Annotated in this window: 16 protein-coding genes; 4 read left to right on the forward strand and 12 right to left on the reverse strand. The window is 44.0% G+C overall.

Going from position 1 to position 16,056, the window contains the following annotated elements; all coding sequences use genetic code 11:
• Positions 1–78: 78 nt before the first annotated feature.
• Positions 79–729, reverse strand: coding sequence for an RsfA family transcriptional regulator (locus MKZ09_RS25935; protein ID WP_036683702.1), 651 nt, complete (start codon positions 727–729; stop codon positions 79–81).
• Positions 730–1,074: 345 nt separating this feature from the next.
• On the opposite strand from MKZ09_RS25935, the gene MKZ09_RS25940 reads away from it, so the two are divergent.
• Positions 1,075–1,311, forward strand: coding sequence for a DUF2626 family protein (locus tag MKZ09_RS25940; RefSeq protein ID WP_036683705.1), 237 nt, complete (start codon positions 1,075–1,077; stop codon positions 1,309–1,311).
• A gap of 140 nt (positions 1,312–1,451) precedes the next feature.
• The gene (locus tag MKZ09_RS25945; RefSeq protein ID WP_232061434.1) at positions 1,452–2,579 is read left to right on the forward strand and encodes a coiled-coil domain-containing protein; all 1,128 of its coding nucleotides are present in this window, start codon (positions 1,452–1,454) and stop codon (positions 2,577–2,579) included.
• On the opposite strand, the gene MKZ09_RS25950 is transcribed toward MKZ09_RS25945, so the two are convergent.
• Both MKZ09_RS25950 and MKZ09_RS25955 read right to left on the reverse strand, forming a co-directional pair.
• On the reverse strand, positions 2,571–3,797 hold the full coding sequence (locus MKZ09_RS25950; RefSeq protein WP_076205198.1) for an extracellular solute-binding protein: 1,227 nt from the start codon (positions 3,795–3,797) through the stop codon (positions 2,571–2,573). The two genes, MKZ09_RS25945 and MKZ09_RS25950, sit on opposite strands and share 9 nt — an antisense overlap.
• Positions 3,798–4,177: 380 nt before the next feature.
• Positions 4,178–5,509, reverse strand: coding sequence for a PhoH family protein (locus MKZ09_RS25955; protein WP_036683710.1), 1,332 nt, complete (start codon positions 5,507–5,509; stop codon positions 4,178–4,180).
• Between the two features lie 107 nt (positions 5,510–5,616).
• On the opposite strand from MKZ09_RS25955, the gene MKZ09_RS25960 reads away from it, so the two are divergent.
• Positions 5,617–6,192, forward strand: coding sequence for a YhcN/YlaJ family sporulation lipoprotein (locus MKZ09_RS25960; RefSeq protein ID WP_076136541.1), 576 nt, complete (start codon positions 5,617–5,619; stop codon positions 6,190–6,192).
• Between the two features lie 55 nt (positions 6,193–6,247).
• On the opposite strand, the gene MKZ09_RS25965 is transcribed toward MKZ09_RS25960, so the two are convergent.
• The 6 genes from MKZ09_RS25965 to MKZ09_RS25990 all read right to left on the reverse strand — a co-directional run bounded on the left by MKZ09_RS25965 (position 6,248) and on the right by MKZ09_RS25990 (position 11,847).
• Positions 6,248–6,700 (reverse strand): pyridoxamine 5'-phosphate oxidase family protein, encoded by a 453-nt coding sequence (locus tag MKZ09_RS25965; protein WP_076136543.1) that lies wholly within the window; start codon positions 6,698–6,700, stop codon positions 6,248–6,250.
• A 101-nt stretch (positions 6,701–6,801) separates the two neighbouring features.
• Entirely contained in the window at positions 6,802–7,902 is a 1,101-nt protein-coding gene (locus MKZ09_RS25970; RefSeq protein WP_076205201.1) for an LCP family protein, read from the reverse strand.
• Positions 7,903–7,984: 82 nt separating this feature from the next.
• On the reverse strand, positions 7,985–8,281 hold the full coding sequence (locus MKZ09_RS25975; RefSeq protein ID WP_036683721.1) for a YlaH-like family protein: 297 nt from the start codon (positions 8,279–8,281) through the stop codon (positions 7,985–7,987).
• A gap of 129 nt (positions 8,282–8,410) precedes the next feature.
• Positions 8,411–10,252 carry a translational GTPase TypA gene (typA, locus tag MKZ09_RS25980; RefSeq protein WP_076129029.1) on the reverse strand — a complete coding sequence of 614 codons (1,842 nt, stop codon included), beginning with the start codon at positions 10,250–10,252 and terminating at the stop codon, positions 8,411–8,413.
• Positions 10,253–10,457: 205 nt separating this feature from the next.
• On the reverse strand, positions 10,458–10,967 hold the full coding sequence (locus MKZ09_RS25985; RefSeq protein ID WP_076136547.1) for a hypothetical protein: 510 nt from the start codon (positions 10,965–10,967) through the stop codon (positions 10,458–10,460).
• Between the two features lie 220 nt (positions 10,968–11,187).
• Entirely contained in the window at positions 11,188–11,847 is a 660-nt protein-coding gene (locus tag MKZ09_RS25990) for a TerC family protein (RefSeq protein WP_076136549.1), read from the reverse strand.
• Positions 11,848–12,018: 171 nt separating this feature from the next.
• On the opposite strand from MKZ09_RS25990, the gene MKZ09_RS25995 reads away from it, so the two are divergent.
• Positions 12,019–12,711 (forward strand): TerC family protein, encoded by a 693-nt coding sequence (locus MKZ09_RS25995; protein WP_076205204.1) that lies wholly within the window; start codon positions 12,019–12,021, stop codon positions 12,709–12,711.
• 67 nt (positions 12,712–12,778) lie between these two features.
• Here the strand turns inward: MKZ09_RS25995 and thiI are convergent, their stop codons facing one another.
• The 3 genes from thiI to MKZ09_RS26010 form a co-directional block, all read right to left on the reverse strand.
• Positions 12,779–14,065 (reverse strand): tRNA uracil 4-sulfurtransferase ThiI, encoded by a 1,287-nt coding sequence (thiI, locus tag MKZ09_RS26000; RefSeq protein ID WP_256719210.1) that lies wholly within the window; start codon positions 14,063–14,065, stop codon positions 12,779–12,781.
• 3 nt (positions 14,066–14,068) lie between these two features.
• Complete coding sequence (locus MKZ09_RS26005) at positions 14,069–15,220, reverse strand: cysteine desulfurase family protein (RefSeq protein ID WP_076136551.1); 1,152 nt, start codon at positions 15,218–15,220, stop codon at positions 14,069–14,071.
• Positions 15,221–15,302: 82 nt separating this feature from the next.
• A complete protein-coding gene (locus tag MKZ09_RS26010; protein ID WP_038572880.1) occupies positions 15,303–16,007 on the reverse strand; it encodes a lytic transglycosylase domain-containing protein in 705 nt (234 codons plus the stop codon).
• Between the last annotated feature and the right edge of the window lie 49 nt (positions 16,008–16,056).

The following is a 16,056-nucleotide window of genomic DNA, read 5'->3' on the forward strand; positions in this document are numbered from 1 at the left end:
TTTTCTAAGTATACCAAAAACCCCGCAAGTGGTGCTTAAAAAGCAGACCACTTGCGGGATTGTTAGTGAACCTATCGTTTATTCAATGCGTTCTAAATTTCCGTTACCATCCATTTTGAAACGAGTCTTCATTTCTTCTTCTTCTTCATTTAAAAAAGCAAGCCTGCGAGCACGATCCATAATCTGAATTAAAGCTTTGTAATCATCGTTGACTACCCGGTAGTCACTTTGAGCAAGATTAACCTCTTTAGACAACCGCTCATTCTCAGATCGTAATTCTGTTAATTCATCTTCCTTCTCGCGCAGATCTCTTTCCAGCATTTTCAGCTGACGTCCTGCTTCCTGGATCGTACCCTTCCATTGTCTTAAGAAACGAATGACCGCATCAATGGATAATGTGTTTTCACTTAATCCCTCACCGCGCCCAAATTCCTCATCGACATCACCCAGAATCAGACCAGCTACTTGCGCTCCTCTTACTGACGGCTGCTTTTTCAGGTAGCTACGCTTTTGACGTTGCCCTTTAGCAATACCGATTGCACCTTCATAACTTTTCCGAACACAACTGTTCCAGCGGAATCCGCAAGCGGCCGAAGTTCTGCCGATTTTTTCACCCACCTCTTCAAAAGCGGCAAGCTGTGTGCTGCCCTCCCGAATGTGTCGCAAAGTTACTTCTGCCAATATTAGATCATCTTCTGCACTCCAAGCGTCCTGTCTAACGGCTGTCATAAAGCCAAACCTCCTAACAACGTCATGAAATAACCATCTCCATAACCGGCAGTTCTGCCGGGTAGTGAATAGGGATAAAAGCTGCTTACTCCATTTCTATGCTTCTCATAGAGTTCATAGAATCTATTTGATACTAATTTGTATTTCCATTATCTGCGTACATCATACGCATAAAACTATAAATTCTCTTTTTTAAAGCGCTAATCACTCAGGTCAATTATAAAAATCACATTTTTTGAAGATTAGTGCATTTTTTTCAATGAATTCGTTTACACATAATTATGTTGAGGGTATAATAAATCGAAGGAATATTCGTGAGATACATACTGGAAGGGGGACTCTCTCTTGGACCGCATGTTTCGGGTATTAGGTTTTTTCACATTAGCTATTGGATTGATGGCTTTCGCCGGAGGTCTAACAGAAATGGCCTTGCTTTTCTTTTTGCAAACTGCATTTTTCGTAATACTTGGCTATATGAAATTTACTGAAAAAACTTATGTTCTTCTCTTCTGGGCATACATGATTCTGACTTTCACCGGATTTAGTTATTGGACGATCTTTCAAATGGGTCTTCCACTATAAATTGCAGTACTCTTTTGGAGCGGATGAGGTCCTTATCTTATAAGGATCACTTCCGTTTTTTTGTTTGTATGCTATTTTAGAAGGGTTAAACATATTATTAGTACATACATATATCATTTCAAAAAAAAGGTGGTGGTGTGGTGCGCTCCCGCAATTTACAAAGCCGCATGATTGCAACCATACTAATTCTCTTCTGCTGTACTTTGTTTCCGTTACAACCTGTGAAGTACTTGTCTGCCGATCCTAGCGGTGATTTTTTCAATTCTGCTATACCAGATAATGAAGAAACCCGTAAACTACTTGAACAGACCTTGTCTTCTGCAGAAATTGAACGTGAAATCATCAAGATTACAGCCGAACAAAAAGCGCTTGAGCAAAAGGTAGAAAGCCTGAACAGACAAGCTACCCAGAAAAAAACAGCCATTGCGGACCAACAGGAACGGGCAGGGGCAGTTGTGCGTTCTTATTATATGGGGGATAGAGATAATCTTCTGGTCGCGTTTTTTTCAGCAAAAAGTATCAGCAGATTCCTGGCTCTGTTCGATTATTATGAGATTATTATTGGAAATGACCGCGATATTCTCTCACAATATGAAGAACAATATAAGGATTTGAAGGATACCCTTCAGACTGCGAAGCGAAACTCGGAAGAGCTCGCCCGGCTGCGCACGGCTCTGGAGGAACAGCAAGTTCGGGTAAACGCGCTCAACAAGGAAATTGAGGGTGGGATTAAAAATAGCAGCGATCCTGAAAATATGAGTACTCTACTTAAAGAATTCACATTATATTGGGAGAATATCGGCCTGCACGAGGTAAAAACCTATTTCAAGGCGTTATCCTCCGCAATGAATAAACTACCACAGTTTGTTCAGAATCGAGAGGGTGTACTGACTCGAAAGGGAATGACTTATGAGCTAAACCTGAAGGAAGAGGATCTGAATGAATTTTTGCAATCGCAGAATTCGCTGTTTAAAGACTTCGCCTTTCATTTCAATGACGGATCAATTACTGCCACTGGAAAAAGCGGAGCGCTAGCCCTTTCACTGACCGGTCACTACACCATTCAGGAGGAACCGATCAACGGCCTTATATTCCAAGTCGATCATATTGTATTTAACGGTCTTGAATTGCCTGACACGACAAGAAAAACGTTGGAAGAAGAATTTGACTTAGGCTTTTATCCAGGCAAAATAGTATCTTTCCTTCGTGCCACGGCAGTAGATAGCCAAGAGGGCGTCTTGCATGTTAAGCTTTCCATTTCATTTTAGGCCTTCTTTTAGAAATTCTTTGTAGCCTTCCGCATCTATCTGCCCTGTTAATAGTAACGATACAGCTTCAACAACCTTACTCCAGCCGCCCTGTGACTCATCCTCCGGGGCGGTTTCTTCTGTCAGCAATAGCTCAACATCGAAAGGAAGCTTGTATTTAAAAGCATGCTCCGAACGATAAAGAACATCAAGCGCCGGCAAGCTCCCCGTATTCTCCAACCAATCCAGCTGAGCATCCTCTGAGGTGATAAAGGTCAGCCAATTCACAGCTTCCTTTGGACTTTGAGATTGAGCTGGAAGGGCAAAAGATCGACTGTAACAGGATTCAAACCCACCCCCATTATCAGCAGTCAGGGCCGGTACAGCAGCGAGGGATGAATTTCCATGCTTCTGCCACTCGGATAACGGTAATGAAGCAACGGCGACACTACCTCCTTGTAGCATATCCCAGACATCTTTATTGTAACGGCTGGTGAGATAAAAATAACTGCGGGCGTTCTGAGTCCAATTCAACACTTCTTGGTTATCTGCTAACAAGCTGCTATTCATGCTCTCCATTACCGCTGACAATCCATAAGGATTACGGGTATCCATCGCGAGTAAATATTTCCCTTGCTCTTTAAGCACATTCTGAAGCAGGATATTCCACTCTTCGAGGCTTTTGGGTAATGCATTAAAACCCAGCTCCGCCAGCCGTTGTGGGGAATAAATGAGCACATAAGGATCTATATCTAACGGGACTCCCCAATTATATCCATTCCACTGCATCAAGGGGATCAACTGCGTTAACGGTGCGCTCCCCGGAACGCTCTGATACACATCCATCGGCAATAAATATCCACGTGTGGCCCAGTCCAGAATGCTTCGTCCATCTGCCATGACTATATCCGGGCTGTCCCCGATCGTTAAATCATGCTTCAATACCTCATCGGCATCCTCCATATCCACATTGCTTAAAATAACCTTTACTCCACTTTCTAAGGTATAACGGTTGCTAAGGAGCTCCAGTTCACTAAATTCTTCGCTATTTAACGATACTCTTATGTGTAAGCTATCTATAGTTCCCTCATCTCCAGAAGAGGGATGGGTCGACTGACTTTGTGGTCTTTTCATAGGACGTGGATCGTTACTGGTACTCAATTCCATACTGGGCGACAGGCTTGTCAGCGATAGTAGTAAAATTGCAAAAAGCAGCCAATAATTTTTGCGTTTCAGCACGATTCCCCACCTTCCCTTTTGATTGGTCTCCCCTATTTTACCAAACCCTCCGGTGCTTGTCTTTAGTTTGTGAAACCGTTCTCTTTCTATTATATGGGTGAAACGCCAGAGGCATTAAAAATAGGAAGGTGATCTGACCGCCATTACAAGAAAGCTTTGGACTTCCGATCGCTGTTATCCTCAGATTTCCTGATTTAATTACCGCATCATGCGGTTAAAATCCGAGGATAAAGGCGAACGCTTCGCTTCTACAGTTCCAAACTTTCTTTCCATGGCTCTAATCACCACAACCAACTTTAAATTCCTCTGCCGTTTCCGGGGGGGCAGGAAAAAGCCGGGAGTGTTTGCTTCTCCCGGCTGAAAATAGGATTGATGAACGGTTAGAGTAGATCCGCGGCCAATTGCGCTAAGCGGGAACGCTCACCTTTTTCCAAAGTAATATGTCCGCTAATCCCTTGCTGCTTAAACTTCTCGACGATATAGCTCAGTCCGTTGCTCGCAGCATCCAGATATGGATGATCGATTTGCTCCGGATCGCCCATAAGAATGACTTTACTTCCTTCTCCCGCTCTGGAGACAATGGTCTTCACCTCATGACGGGAAAGGTTCTGCGCCTCATCAATAATAATGAACTGCGAGGGGATTGAACGGCCGCGAATATAGGTTAAGGCTTCTACCTGTATACTTCCTAACCCCATTAAGATTTTATCGATATCGCCAGCTTTTTTGGTATCGAACAGGAATTCCAGATTATCATAAATAGGCTGCATCCAGGGTCTAAGCTTCTCATCCTTCTCACCGGGCAAATACCCAATGTCTTTACCCATAGGAACGACCGGACGGGCGATAAGCAATTTTTTGTATTTATGTTCATCCTCCACTTTGAATAGTCCGGCTGCAAGCGCCAATAACGTCTTCCCTGTCCCAGCCTTACCCGTGATCGTTACGAGTGGGATTTCATCATTTAGCAGCAGCTCCAGCGCCATTCGTTGTTGAGCATTACGGGCGCTAATCCCCCAAACCGAATCATTGCCCAGATAGAGTGGCTCCAGACGTGTGGCATCACTATTCACTTTGAGAAGAGCTGATTTGCCAGTGCCAATCTCATCCTTGAGAATCACAAATTCATGAGGGTACAACGGATACGACAACGCAAGCTGTTTTACCGTCAGAGAGCGGTGACTGTAATATTCATCAATCAATGCGGGATGAACCTGCAGAGATTGGTAACCAGTGTATAGTTCATTTAAGTCTCCAGTACGATCTGACAAATAATCCTCTGGCGTAATTCCCAGTACATCCGCTTTAATACGAACCAGTACATCCTTGCTCACAAGCACAACGGGACGCGGATCGGGCTTCTCATTCTCTTCATTCAAATAATTGAGAGCAACAGCCAAAATCCGATTGTCGTTAGACACCTCGCCAAACATTTCCTGTACCTTCACAAAACTGCGATGGTTAAGTTCTACCTTCAGCTTGCCTCCATGCTCCAGTTCCACACCACTATGCAAATGACCTAGTTCCCGGAGTCCATCAAGCAATCGGGATACCGTACGGGCATTCCGACCGATTTCGTCAGCATTGCGCTTCTTGGAGTCGATTTCTTCCAGCACAACGGCCGGAATAACCACCTCATGCTCCTTGAAAGAGAAAATTGAATTGGGGTCGTGCAAAAGCACGTTGGTATCTAGCACAAATATCTTGTTCATATTATCCCCTCCACAGCGCCTGGTTTGATTGATCATACATAACTCTTTCCGCCAAGGGAAAAGATATGGTACAGAAACGATTCTTTGGCTGAAAGGAGTAATCACATATGAGAAAATCAATATGTCTGTTGCTGGTACTGCTGCTACTGACAAGCTGCGGTATCGCTAATAAAAAGACATCACCCTCTCCTCAGAATAAACAATCTGCGAATGCTGTAAAGGGTACGGGGAACCATGAGGTCCGGCAATTGTCCAATGATGGTGCGTCTAATCCTAAAGCCACCTCAAAAGCTGGTCAAGCCGCCAATGTTAATGGAGAAAGTGAAATTGCACTTAAGGATCATTTTGAACAGTTGGCCAAAAGAGTTCCCGGTGTAAATGGCGCGCACTGTGTAGTCATGAACAAAGTTGCCATTGTTGGTCTTGATGTAGAAGGTTCTCTAGGCCGTTCACGTGTAGGAAGCATCAAATATTCTGTAGCGGAAGCCATCCGCAAAGACCCAAGAAGTGTACGGGCGCTTGTCACTGCCGATATGGATCTCTCCAGCAGATTAGCGGAAATGAGCCGCCATATCTCCAAGGGACATCCGATATCCGGATTCTCATCCGAGCTGGCTGATATTATCGGAAGAATCATGCCACAGCTGCCAGAGGATACCAAGCCGCAAAAAAATGCACAGTAGAGGTTGAGAACAAAAGATGTTCTTTGAGTTCAAAAAAAGCCCAGTGATATTTTCACTAGGCTTTTTTCATGGCAGCAAATACTTGTCCGTCCAACTTCTCAGCGGCACGTCCATCATAAACTTTCGCATATCTTGGGGCGGAGTCCAGCTGCGCGCCGTAAAAAAGCGCGTTGCGGACCGCTTGAATTTCAACATCAAAACAGCACATCTTAAAAGGAACATCTTCTAGCGGGTCCTGCTTTACAGCAGCACTACCGTTAATGGCATAGACAGTTCCTTCACCAAACACAGTTATAGTTATTAATGGATTTACCTTCATATTATTCACAAGTCTTGAACGATGATCAATAGCCAAACGCACAGTACTAGGACTAACAGCATAAAGCCACGAAATCGCTGTGGATGTAGGACCGCCTGTCTCCGCATCAACTGTGTTTAGAAGAACAAAGGTTTCCGATTGCAGCATCGATAGCAAAGTTTCATTCAGCTGAGCAACGGCTTCGGACATAAGTACTGGCCCCCTATGCGACGTTAATTCATTCGATTTATTATATTATAGCACAGGCTGAAACTTGCATTCAATTTTAGCTATGGAAGATATTAAGGTCCTCAAGGCGTCTCAGCAGCTGTCGAATCAGCTCCAGTGGAAATTCCTGCAATCCGATCCTGCAAGCTTTTCTTAGCGGCCTCAAACTCCTCATCATTAATATATACATATGGACTTCGCCACGTTCCAGTAACCGGCTTAAATTCGATATTCTCTTTGGAAATCTTCCAATACGTCGCAATCATATCTTTGATTTGCGAATTTTCGATATCTGTCTTCATGTTACTGTCCACTGCATCAAGCACCTTGCCGATTTTTAATACGCCACCAAGCGATTGCATCTGATCCACCAGACTGTTCAGAACTTCGTTCTGGCGTTTGTTGCGATCAAAATCATCTGATGCGTTGGTCTTAGGCTTGCAATTGGATTTACGATATCGCACATAGTCCAATGCATTTTTTCCATCCAGCTCTGCCGGACCCTTTTTCAGATTGATATTCGTGCCATCCACAGTGTCTGTATAACACATATTTTCACTGATATTTACTTCGACTCCCCCAAGCTCGTCCACTACATCACGGAAGCCCTGAAAATCAAGAATCGTTGTATAATCTACATCAATATCTAAATACTTACCCATCATCGTCTTCATCTCATCTTCAGCCAGTAGACCAGAGGATTTCTCCTTACCCTTGAAGCGAGCATAAAATTCATTAATTTTCGTTTTCTTATAGCCGCTTAGCTCCACATAGGTATCACGAGGAAGCGAAACAATAGTCGCTGATTTAGTCTTTGGATTAAGTGCTGCAACCATGATCACGTCAGTCAAATAAGACTCGTGTTTAGGTCTGTTATCCGTTCCCAGTATAAGCATTGTCAGTGGTTTTTCTGAAGCGGAATGCCCTGGAGCAACCGTACCCTCAACCCCTGCATTAAATACGCCATGCTCAAGCTTCCAATACAGATAACCGCCATAACCCAGCACGCCGAGGATCGCAATAATTAGCAAAGTTAACAATACTCTAACTAATCTGCCAAAAAAACCTCTCTTTTTCACTTTCTTTTTCGTTTTTTTCTTAGAAACACCCTTCACAGGCTGTTTTCTATTAGTAGGTTGTTGCCCGTTTGCTCTTGGAGGTAAACCGCTGTTTCTTGTACTCATAATAGAATAAAGTCCTTTTCATTTCATTTAGAATTAGAATTGCTACATTAATTAGACGATCCTTAAGGTACAAAAGTTGCGATTACGATCTCTTCGCTGCTGCCGCAGCCTTTCTCTTCTGTCGAGCTTCTACTATATAACGTATCCGTACCATCAGCATTAATCCGACAGCAACCAACAGACATTGGATAATCGGAAGCTTATCATGTTGGAAAATGAGGAGCATGCCAGAGCCAATCGCCATCATTATGTAGAGCATGATTTCCTTGCCAATCGATAACTTTTGATTCACACGAAAGACTTGATTATAAACAAAAGTAAGCAATATAAAGATAACAATATAAGCGACGATTGGATGCTCAGCGAACCACACCTGCATAGATAACCGCACTCCTCCCAAATTTAAGATACGTTTACATTATATCATCAGTAGGGGAATTTTTTGTTTCTTATATTAAAAAAAGCCGCCGGATGCAATAATCCGGCGGTCTTATTCATAAGCATGTGTTTACGCGTTGGCTTGTGCTGTTTTACGTTGTTTCTCTACACGTTCGCGTTCGCCTTTGTTCAGAATCTTTTTACGCAAACGAATGGATTTAGGTGTAATTTCACAATATTCATCATCGTTCAAATATTCAAGTGCGCCTTCCAAAGAGAAGGTGCGTGGTGTCTTCATTTTTACAGTATCATCTTTGCCTGAGGTACGCATGTTGGTAAGTGCTTTTTCCTTACAGATGTTAACGATAATATCGTTATCACGGGTATGCTCGCCTACGATCATACCTTCATAAATTTCTGTACCTGCATCCAAGAAGAGAATACCACGATCCTCAACACCCACGATTCCGTATTGAGTTGTTGATCCAGTCTCACTTGCTACAAGCACACCTTGATGACGTCCGCCAACTTGACCAGCAACCAGTGGAGCGTAGCTGTCAAAAGCATGGTTCATAACGCCGTAACCGCGTGTCAAAGTCAAGAAGTAAGTGTTGTAACCAATCAATCCACGTGCAGGAATCAGGAACTCCAGACGTACTTGACCCGTACCGTTGTTAATCATATTGACCATTTCGGCTTTACGAGTACCCAGACTCTCCATAACAGAGCCCATGCTCTCTTCTGGAATATCAATCATTAGACGTTCAAGCGGCTCCATTTTGACACCGTCGATTTCTTTAATGATTACTTGTGGTTTAGAAACTTGCATTTCATAACCTTCACGACGCATATTCTCGATCAGAATACCAAGGTGAAGCTCACCGCGTCCAGAAACGATAAATGCGTCAGGACTATCAGTTTCTTCCACACGCAAACTCACGTCTGTTTCAAGTTCTTTAAATAGACGCTCACGTAGTTTACGGGAAGTTACCCATTTACCTTCTTTACCAGCAAAAGGACTGTTATTCACTAGGAATGTCATTTGCATGGTCGGCTCGTCAATCTTCAGAACCGGAAGTGCTTCAGGGTTTGCAGGATCAGCAATGGTCTCACCAATGTTGATGTCCTTGATCCCTGCAATAGCAACGATATCCCCTGCGCCCGCTTGCTCTGTTTCAATACGTTTCAAACCTTGGAAGCCGAACAATTTCTCGATACGTGCAGTTTTGCTCTTACCATCACGCATAATAACTGTTACAGATTGACCTTGTTTGATCACACCGCGGTTAACACGTCCAATCGCAATACGACCCAAGTATTCGTTATAATCCATCAACGTTACGAGGAATTGAAGCGGTTCTTCAACACTTTCGGTTGGAGCTGGAATATGTTCAACAATGGTTTCGTAGAGCGAAAGCATCGTTTCATCTTGTTTCTCAGGAACCATGCTTGATGTACCATTAAGAGCAGATGCATAAACAACAGGGAATTCCAATTGTTCGTCATTTGCTTCAAGTTCGATGAACAAATCGAGCACTTCATCAATAACTTCCTTAGGACGAGCAGCTGGACGGTCAATCTTGTTCACGACAACAATCGGTGTAAGTTTTTGTTCCAATGCTTTACGCAGAACGAATTTCGTTTGCGGCATGCAGCCTTCATAAGCATCAACAACCAGCAATACACCGTCAACCATTTTCATGATCCGTTCTACTTCGCCACCAAAGTCAGCATGTCCAGGTGTATCCACAATGTTGATCAAAAACTCTTTATAAGTAATTGCTGTATTTTTAGCTAGGATTGTAATTCCACGTTCCCGTTCGATATCATTAGAGTCCATAGCACGTTCTTGCAAGTGCTCATGGGCGCTGAAGATCCCCGATTGTTGAAGGAGCTGATCGACGAGTGTTGTTTTGCCATGGTCAACGTGGGCAATGATCGCAATGTTGCGAATATCTTTTCTTGAATGCATGATTTGTATCCAAATCCTCTCATTTATCAAATTAAAACTGTTAAAATTCATAGCATGTCACGGCAGTCTCACAAAAGAAGCGCCAGGCAGAAAGCCGACGCTTCAACATAACATTAATATTATAGTGAAAGTACTATGAAAAGCAAGTCTTTTTATGAAAAAACAGTTACCAATTTCCGTTTTTTTTCACAAGATCCTACAGCAATTAGCTTCGATACCATCTATTCCGGCCACGTACTCTGCCTCGTCCTGTAATCAGCCAAATTCCTACAGCTATTAATACAATCCCGATCAGGTAGATCGCGCCGGTGCCCATAAGGCTGAAAATACAAAGTGCAAGGCTTAGTAAGCCTAATGTTACAGCAATTGCTGACAGTCCACCCGTCCGTCTTGGTTCATAGATAGAGTATTCATACAAGCCCACGGCAAGACCAAGCAACAGCACAGGCCATAAGCTTCTCATAAGCCCCCATCCCCAAATATTGCAAAGACCAAACAACAAACCATACACCGTTAATATCCCGGCAGGAACCAATACCGAGGCCGAAGCACGACGGCTGAAAAATAACATGTGTAGTACTATTCCTGGAATTAAAATCACTAGAGGCCAAAGCGCGCGGCCCAAATATCCGAAGACGCCCAGCTTACCTAATAAAATCACGATGCCAGCAGCAACAATAAAAATTCCTAGCTGTATATCTTTCTTTGAAGACATCCTTCACCCATCCCTTCAATTTCACGTCTACCTCATTTCCTCGTCACCTTATAGCCTGAAAGCGACAGGATTCTTACTCATATATTATCCGAAACATACACAAAATGCCATCACTCCCTGTGATTAATCAGTGTCGATAAGCGCTTCTGATCACGCAAAAAAAACGGACAATTCCATTTTATGGAGATGTCCGTTTAGTATTGCCTTTTATTGCAATTTATTAACCTGCAGATGTTTTTCTGCGTTTAATTGCTCCCGTAACCACAACTAATATTCCTAAGGCAATGGGCAAATAGGAATGTGAGGAAGGGAACAAAAAGGAAAGCATCGTCCCTAATTTTGCATCCTGAAGCAACATATCCCCTGCTGTAAACGCCAATATATAAGCACCGATAAATACGAGCACTGGAAACCGGTGCAGCCAGCCTACAATGATACCGCTTCCCCACACTACTATCGGAATGCTAAGGGCAATCCCGATGACAATTAAAGCCAAATCTCCTTTAGCTACTCCTGCAATGGCTAGTACATTATCCAGGCTCATAATGAAGTCTGCTACAAGAATCGTTCGGATTGCTTTCCAGACTGAGGATGATTCCCTTACTCTGAGATCCTCCTCTTCCTCCAAAAGCAGCTTGAACGCTATCCATAGCAGCAGCATTCCCCCTCCAGCCTGAATATAAGGGATTTTTAATAGCAATACCGCAACAAAAGTAAGCAAACACCGCAGAACAACTGCGCCTGCTGAGCCCCACCATACTGCAGTCTTTCGGTGCTTCGCCGAAAGATCCTTGCTAGCCATTGCGATAACCATTGCATTATCTCCGCTCAGCACCAGATTAATCATCAATATTTCACCAAGGAGCAATAATGAATCCATTCGCACTTACCTCCCCGAGTCACATGTAACTACTTGTATGTTCGGAAATGACAAGCTATGCTTCCTGTCCAACTTTTTTTGAGCGTGAACGCATGTTGGCTCCTTTTTTTGCGTATACAAAACTAAGCATATTTTGAAGCTCAATCTAACAAACTTGGGAGTGACTTCGCTTTGAATACATCCATCTGGGAGTTTATATTATCGCTGCTCAACATTATTTTTCTAGATCTTATTTTGGCGGGAGATAATGCCATTGTGATCGGTCTTGCGGCGCGTAATTTACCGTCAGACACGCAAAAGAAGGCTATCGTATTTGGAACAGCAGGTGCTGTAGTGTTGCGGATCTTCGCAACGATTCTGGTCGTATGGCTGTTGAAAATCCCCTGGTTACTGCTTGCCGGAGGGATTTTACTCATTCTGATTGCCTATAAGCTGTTAACCAGTGAGAACACTTCAACAGATATCAAGGCAGGTCAAAGCTTGTGGTCCGCTGTAGGGACAATCATTTTAGCTGATGCTGCCATGGGTCTTGATAATGTGATCGCCATTGCCGGAGCTGCCAAGCATAATATCTCACTAGTTATCATAGGACTGCTGATCAGTGTCCCCATTGTTGTGTGGGGAAGTACCCTTTTTATTAAATTAATCAACAAATATCCATGGATCATTTATATTGGTTCTGCTGTCTTAGGTTTTACTGCTTCAAGTATGATGACGGATGAACATCAGCTTACGCCATTTTTTGATCATCATCCGCTGCTCAAATATCTGTTTATAATCGTGATCATTATAGGTATCTTGGCAGCAGGACATTGGAAACGCCAATCAAAACCAGAAGAGCCTCAGGAGGGCACAATCGTCTAAACCACAAAAAAACTGCCTCAGAACGTAGATTTCACTACGCTCCAAGGCAGTTTTTTGGTTTATTATTTTAGAACCATTCTTCCTGTAATCCAGCCTCGACACTTACAACATCACTAGGCTTCTCATCTCCATAGGGAGTGATTAACACGGTCTCTGTGGCTTCAATCGCTGCTTCCAGAAGTTCAGAATATCCCGGAAGCGTAGCCTCTATCTTATCCACAATCCGTAAATTCGGATTTGTTGTAGGTGATTTTGGAACAAATAAAGTACAGCAATCCTCATAAGGAAGGATAGACAAATCATAGGTACCGATGTTCTTCGACAGGTCCACGATATCACTTTTGTCCATCATTACCAGCGGACGCAGAAGGGGGAGGGTTGTCGCCCGGCCAATCACGTTCATGCTTGGCAAGGTCTGGCTAGCGACTTGTCCCAGACTATCCCCGGTTACAATCGCCAATGCACCTTCGCGCTCAGCAAGCTGGGTAGTAATTCTCAGCATTGCCCGCCGCATCAGCGTAATAATCAAATTATCCTGGCCAATACCGGTAAAGGAAGTCTGCACTTCTGTAAAGGGTACCAGATGCAGCTTGATAACACCCGCATAACGTGACAATACCCGCGCAAGATCCACAACTTTTTGTCTAGCAAGCTCGCTTGTATAAGGATAACTGTAGAAGTGCACACATTCCACTTCGAGTCCGCGCCGCATGGATGACCAGCCTGCTACGGGACTATCAATGCCACCGGACAGCAATAACATCGCTTTTCCGTTAGTGCCTAATGGAAATCCGCCTACACCGGCAATATTTTCACAGAAAATATAAGTATGTCCCTGACGAATTTCGACCCTCAGCTCTAATTCAGGCGATTTAACGTCTACGGTGAGGCCAGGATATCCTTGCAATAGTGGTGTCGCGATCAGTTTATTCATCTCAATGGAGCCATAAGGGAACTCTTTCCATACCCGCCGAGCATTAACCTTAAATCTGGTGCCAGGAGCAGGCGCGATTATCTCCAAAAATTGACGGCTGACCGCTACAATATCTTCAAGCTCTGACTTAGAAACCTTCACTGGACTGACTGAAGCAATGCCAAAGACATTCTTCAGTGCTTGTACCAATTCAATCGCAGATTCCCCGTTCAGTTCCACGTAAATTCTTCCGAATTCCTTGCTCAGAACTACGTTTGGATAAGGCTTAATCAATTCCTTCACATGACGCAGTACGGTTTTTTCAAATCGGGTACGATTTTTGCCCTTTAAAGTAAACTCCCCAAAACGCAGGAGCAGCATATCAGCGTATTCTATACTATGGGCTCTGCCTTCTGCAGATTCCTTATTCATTATGCTCATTTGTTACTTCATTCCTCCTTCAGCAATCTTTAAAGCTTGTACCGCAGTGGTTAATGCTTGCTCAAGCGCAGCGACATCCTCATCTGTATGACTGTCGCCAAGGCTAATACGAATCCCACCTGAAGCAATGGAGACATCTTTACCCATAGACAATAACACACGACTAGGTTCAGCCAGTCGTGAGGAGCAGGCCGAGCGGGTGGAGACAGCCATCCCCAGTTCCTCCAGCTTGCGGGCGAATACCTCTCCCTTCATGCCAGGGTAAGAGAAATGTACAACATGGGGAGCTCCATCCTCTCTGCTGTTTATAACAAATTCAGGAACGGTGCGCAAGAAGCGTAATAATCGATCTCGGAGTGGAACCAACTGTGCAACGAAGGTTTCGCGCTGCTCACCACTCATACGGATAGCTTTGGAAGATGCGACAATCGCAGGTACATTTTCAGTACCAGCGCGTTGTCCTTCTTCATGAGAGCCCCCTGTAAGCAATGGGAATAGCTTAATTCCATCTTTGATATACAGTAATCCCACTCCACGTGGGCCTCGAAGTTTATGAGGAGACAGGCTATAAAGATCCACCTGCCAATCCTTTAAATCAACTGCAAGCTTACCATATCCCTGAACACCATCTACATGAATTAAGATTCGCGGATTCACAGCTTTAATCAGCTTACCCATCTCTTTAAGCGGTTGTATCGTTCCAATCTCGTTATTGACATGCATCACACTAACAAGAACTGTGTCGCGCCGGACAGCAGCAGCTATGCGCTCAGGATCAACAACGCCCGTGCTATCGGGTGCTACAAAAGTAACCTCCCAGCCCATTCGCTGCAATTGCAGGAAACTCTCATATACAGAGGGATGCTCTATTTCTGTAGTTACCAAATGGCGGCCTCTAGTCTGATATTGCAGAGCAGCGCCTTTTATCGCCAAATTATTGCTTTCCGTTGCACCAGAAGTAAATAGAATCTCCTGCGGTTGTACAGATAAAGCAGCAGCGCATACTTCACGCGACCGTCTGATCAGCTTACCCGCTTCACTGCCCGCACGGTGCAAAGAGGAAGGGTTCGCATAATGCAGTTTCATAATTTGTTCCATCGTCTGCACCACTTCTTCATAGGGCGGTGTTGCGGCGGCATAATCCCAGTAAAGCATATGTCAAATGTCTCCTTTACTTCGTTGAGTGAACTTATTATCGAAAAAGGATCAAACGGTGTTTCCCGTTTGATCCTTTTTATTATACCGCGTATTGAGCGCGGGCGCGTTCTATTTTGAAGATATAAGACTGTGTCTCTTTTGGGAGCAGGCTAAGTTTCTCCAATAATTCCTGATCATTGGTTACTCCCAGATCTGTTACCCGTCCCGGCCCTGCGTTGTACGCTGCAAGTGCCATCTTTTCCTCTCCGCCAAAGCGTTTCAGTTGATAAGATAAATAACGTACGCCGCCATCAATGTTTTGCGCCGGATCGAACGAATCAGTAACACCTAAGCCGCTCGCGGTGCCATCCATAAGCTGCATTAAACCTTTAGCCCCTGCGGAAGAGACCACATTAGGATTAAACGAGGATTCAGTATCAATCACTGCTTTGATCAGATCAATCGGCACGCCATATTTAGCACTCGCCTTCTGAATGAGATCATCATAGCTTGTAGGTGTGGAACCCGTTATTTCCCCGGAAATTATGTTATTGAAGGTTTCTGTTGTCCCACCTATCTGCTGCCATAACAAGCTGCTTACAGAAGTTGCATCCGGAAGAGAGGTCAAATAGCTTGAACTTTCACTACTCGTTGACATTGCCTGAAGCATTGTCGCAAATCCAGAAGCTGAAACTCCTGTTGACCGTTCATTTCCATTCGCGGAGCTAGTTTTTTCGGTTGTAGCCTTAAGGTTGATCCATTTAAGCTGCCCTAACCCGTCGGTTACAGCGGGATTGATCTGCATGCTGGCGCACTCCTTTTTTGTCCTACTCGAATCATATATAAGGTTTCGC

It is taken from the genome of Paenibacillus sp. FSL R5-0908, assembly GCF_038006245.1.
In the GTDB taxonomy this organism is placed as follows: Bacteria; Bacillota; Bacilli; order Paenibacillales; family Paenibacillaceae; genus Paenibacillus_AQ; species Paenibacillus_AQ odorifer.

Bases quoted from the DNA above. Each gene is read 5' to 3' on its own strand.
- MKZ09_RS25965 (WP_076136543.1), bottom strand. From the start codon at position 6,700: ATGTCCGAAGCCGTTGCTCAGCTGAATGAAACTTTGCTATCGATGCTG.
- MKZ09_RS25960 (WP_076136541.1), top strand. From the start codon at position 5,617: ATGAGAAAATCAATATGTCTGTTGCTGGTACTGCTGCTACTGACAAGC.
- MKZ09_RS25990 (WP_076136549.1), bottom strand. From the start codon at position 11,847: ATGGATTCATTATTGCTCCTTGGTGAAATATTGATGATTAATCTGGTG.
- MKZ09_RS25935 (WP_036683702.1), bottom strand. From the start codon at position 729: ATGACAGCCGTTAGACAGGACGCTTGGAGTGCAGAAGATGATCTAATA.
- MKZ09_RS25975 (WP_036683721.1), bottom strand. From the start codon at position 8,281: ATGCAGGTGTGGTTCGCTGAGCATCCAATCGTCGCTTATATTGTTATC.
- MKZ09_RS26005 (WP_076136551.1), bottom strand. From the start codon at position 15,220: ATGCTTTACTGGGATTATGCCGCCGCAACACCGCCCTATGAAGAAGTG.
- MKZ09_RS25955 (WP_036683710.1), bottom strand. From the start codon at position 5,509: ATGAACAAGATATTTGTGCTAGATACCAACGTGCTTTTGCACGACCCC.
- thiI (WP_256719210.1), bottom strand. From the start codon at position 14,065: ATGAGCATAATGAATAAGGAATCTGCAGAAGGCAGAGCCCATAGTATA.
- typA (WP_076129029.1), bottom strand. From the start codon at position 10,252: ATGCATTCAAGAAAAGATATTCGCAACATTGCGATCATTGCCCACGTT.
- MKZ09_RS25970 (WP_076205201.1), bottom strand. From the start codon at position 7,902: ATGAGTACAAGAAACAGCGGTTTACCTCCAAGAGCAAACGGGCAACAA.
- MKZ09_RS26010 (WP_038572880.1), bottom strand. From the start codon at position 16,007: ATGCAGATCAATCCCGCTGTAACCGACGGGTTAGGGCAGCTTAAATGG.
- MKZ09_RS25985 (WP_076136547.1), bottom strand. From the start codon at position 10,967: ATGTCTTCAAAGAAAGATATACAGCTAGGAATTTTTATTGTTGCTGCT.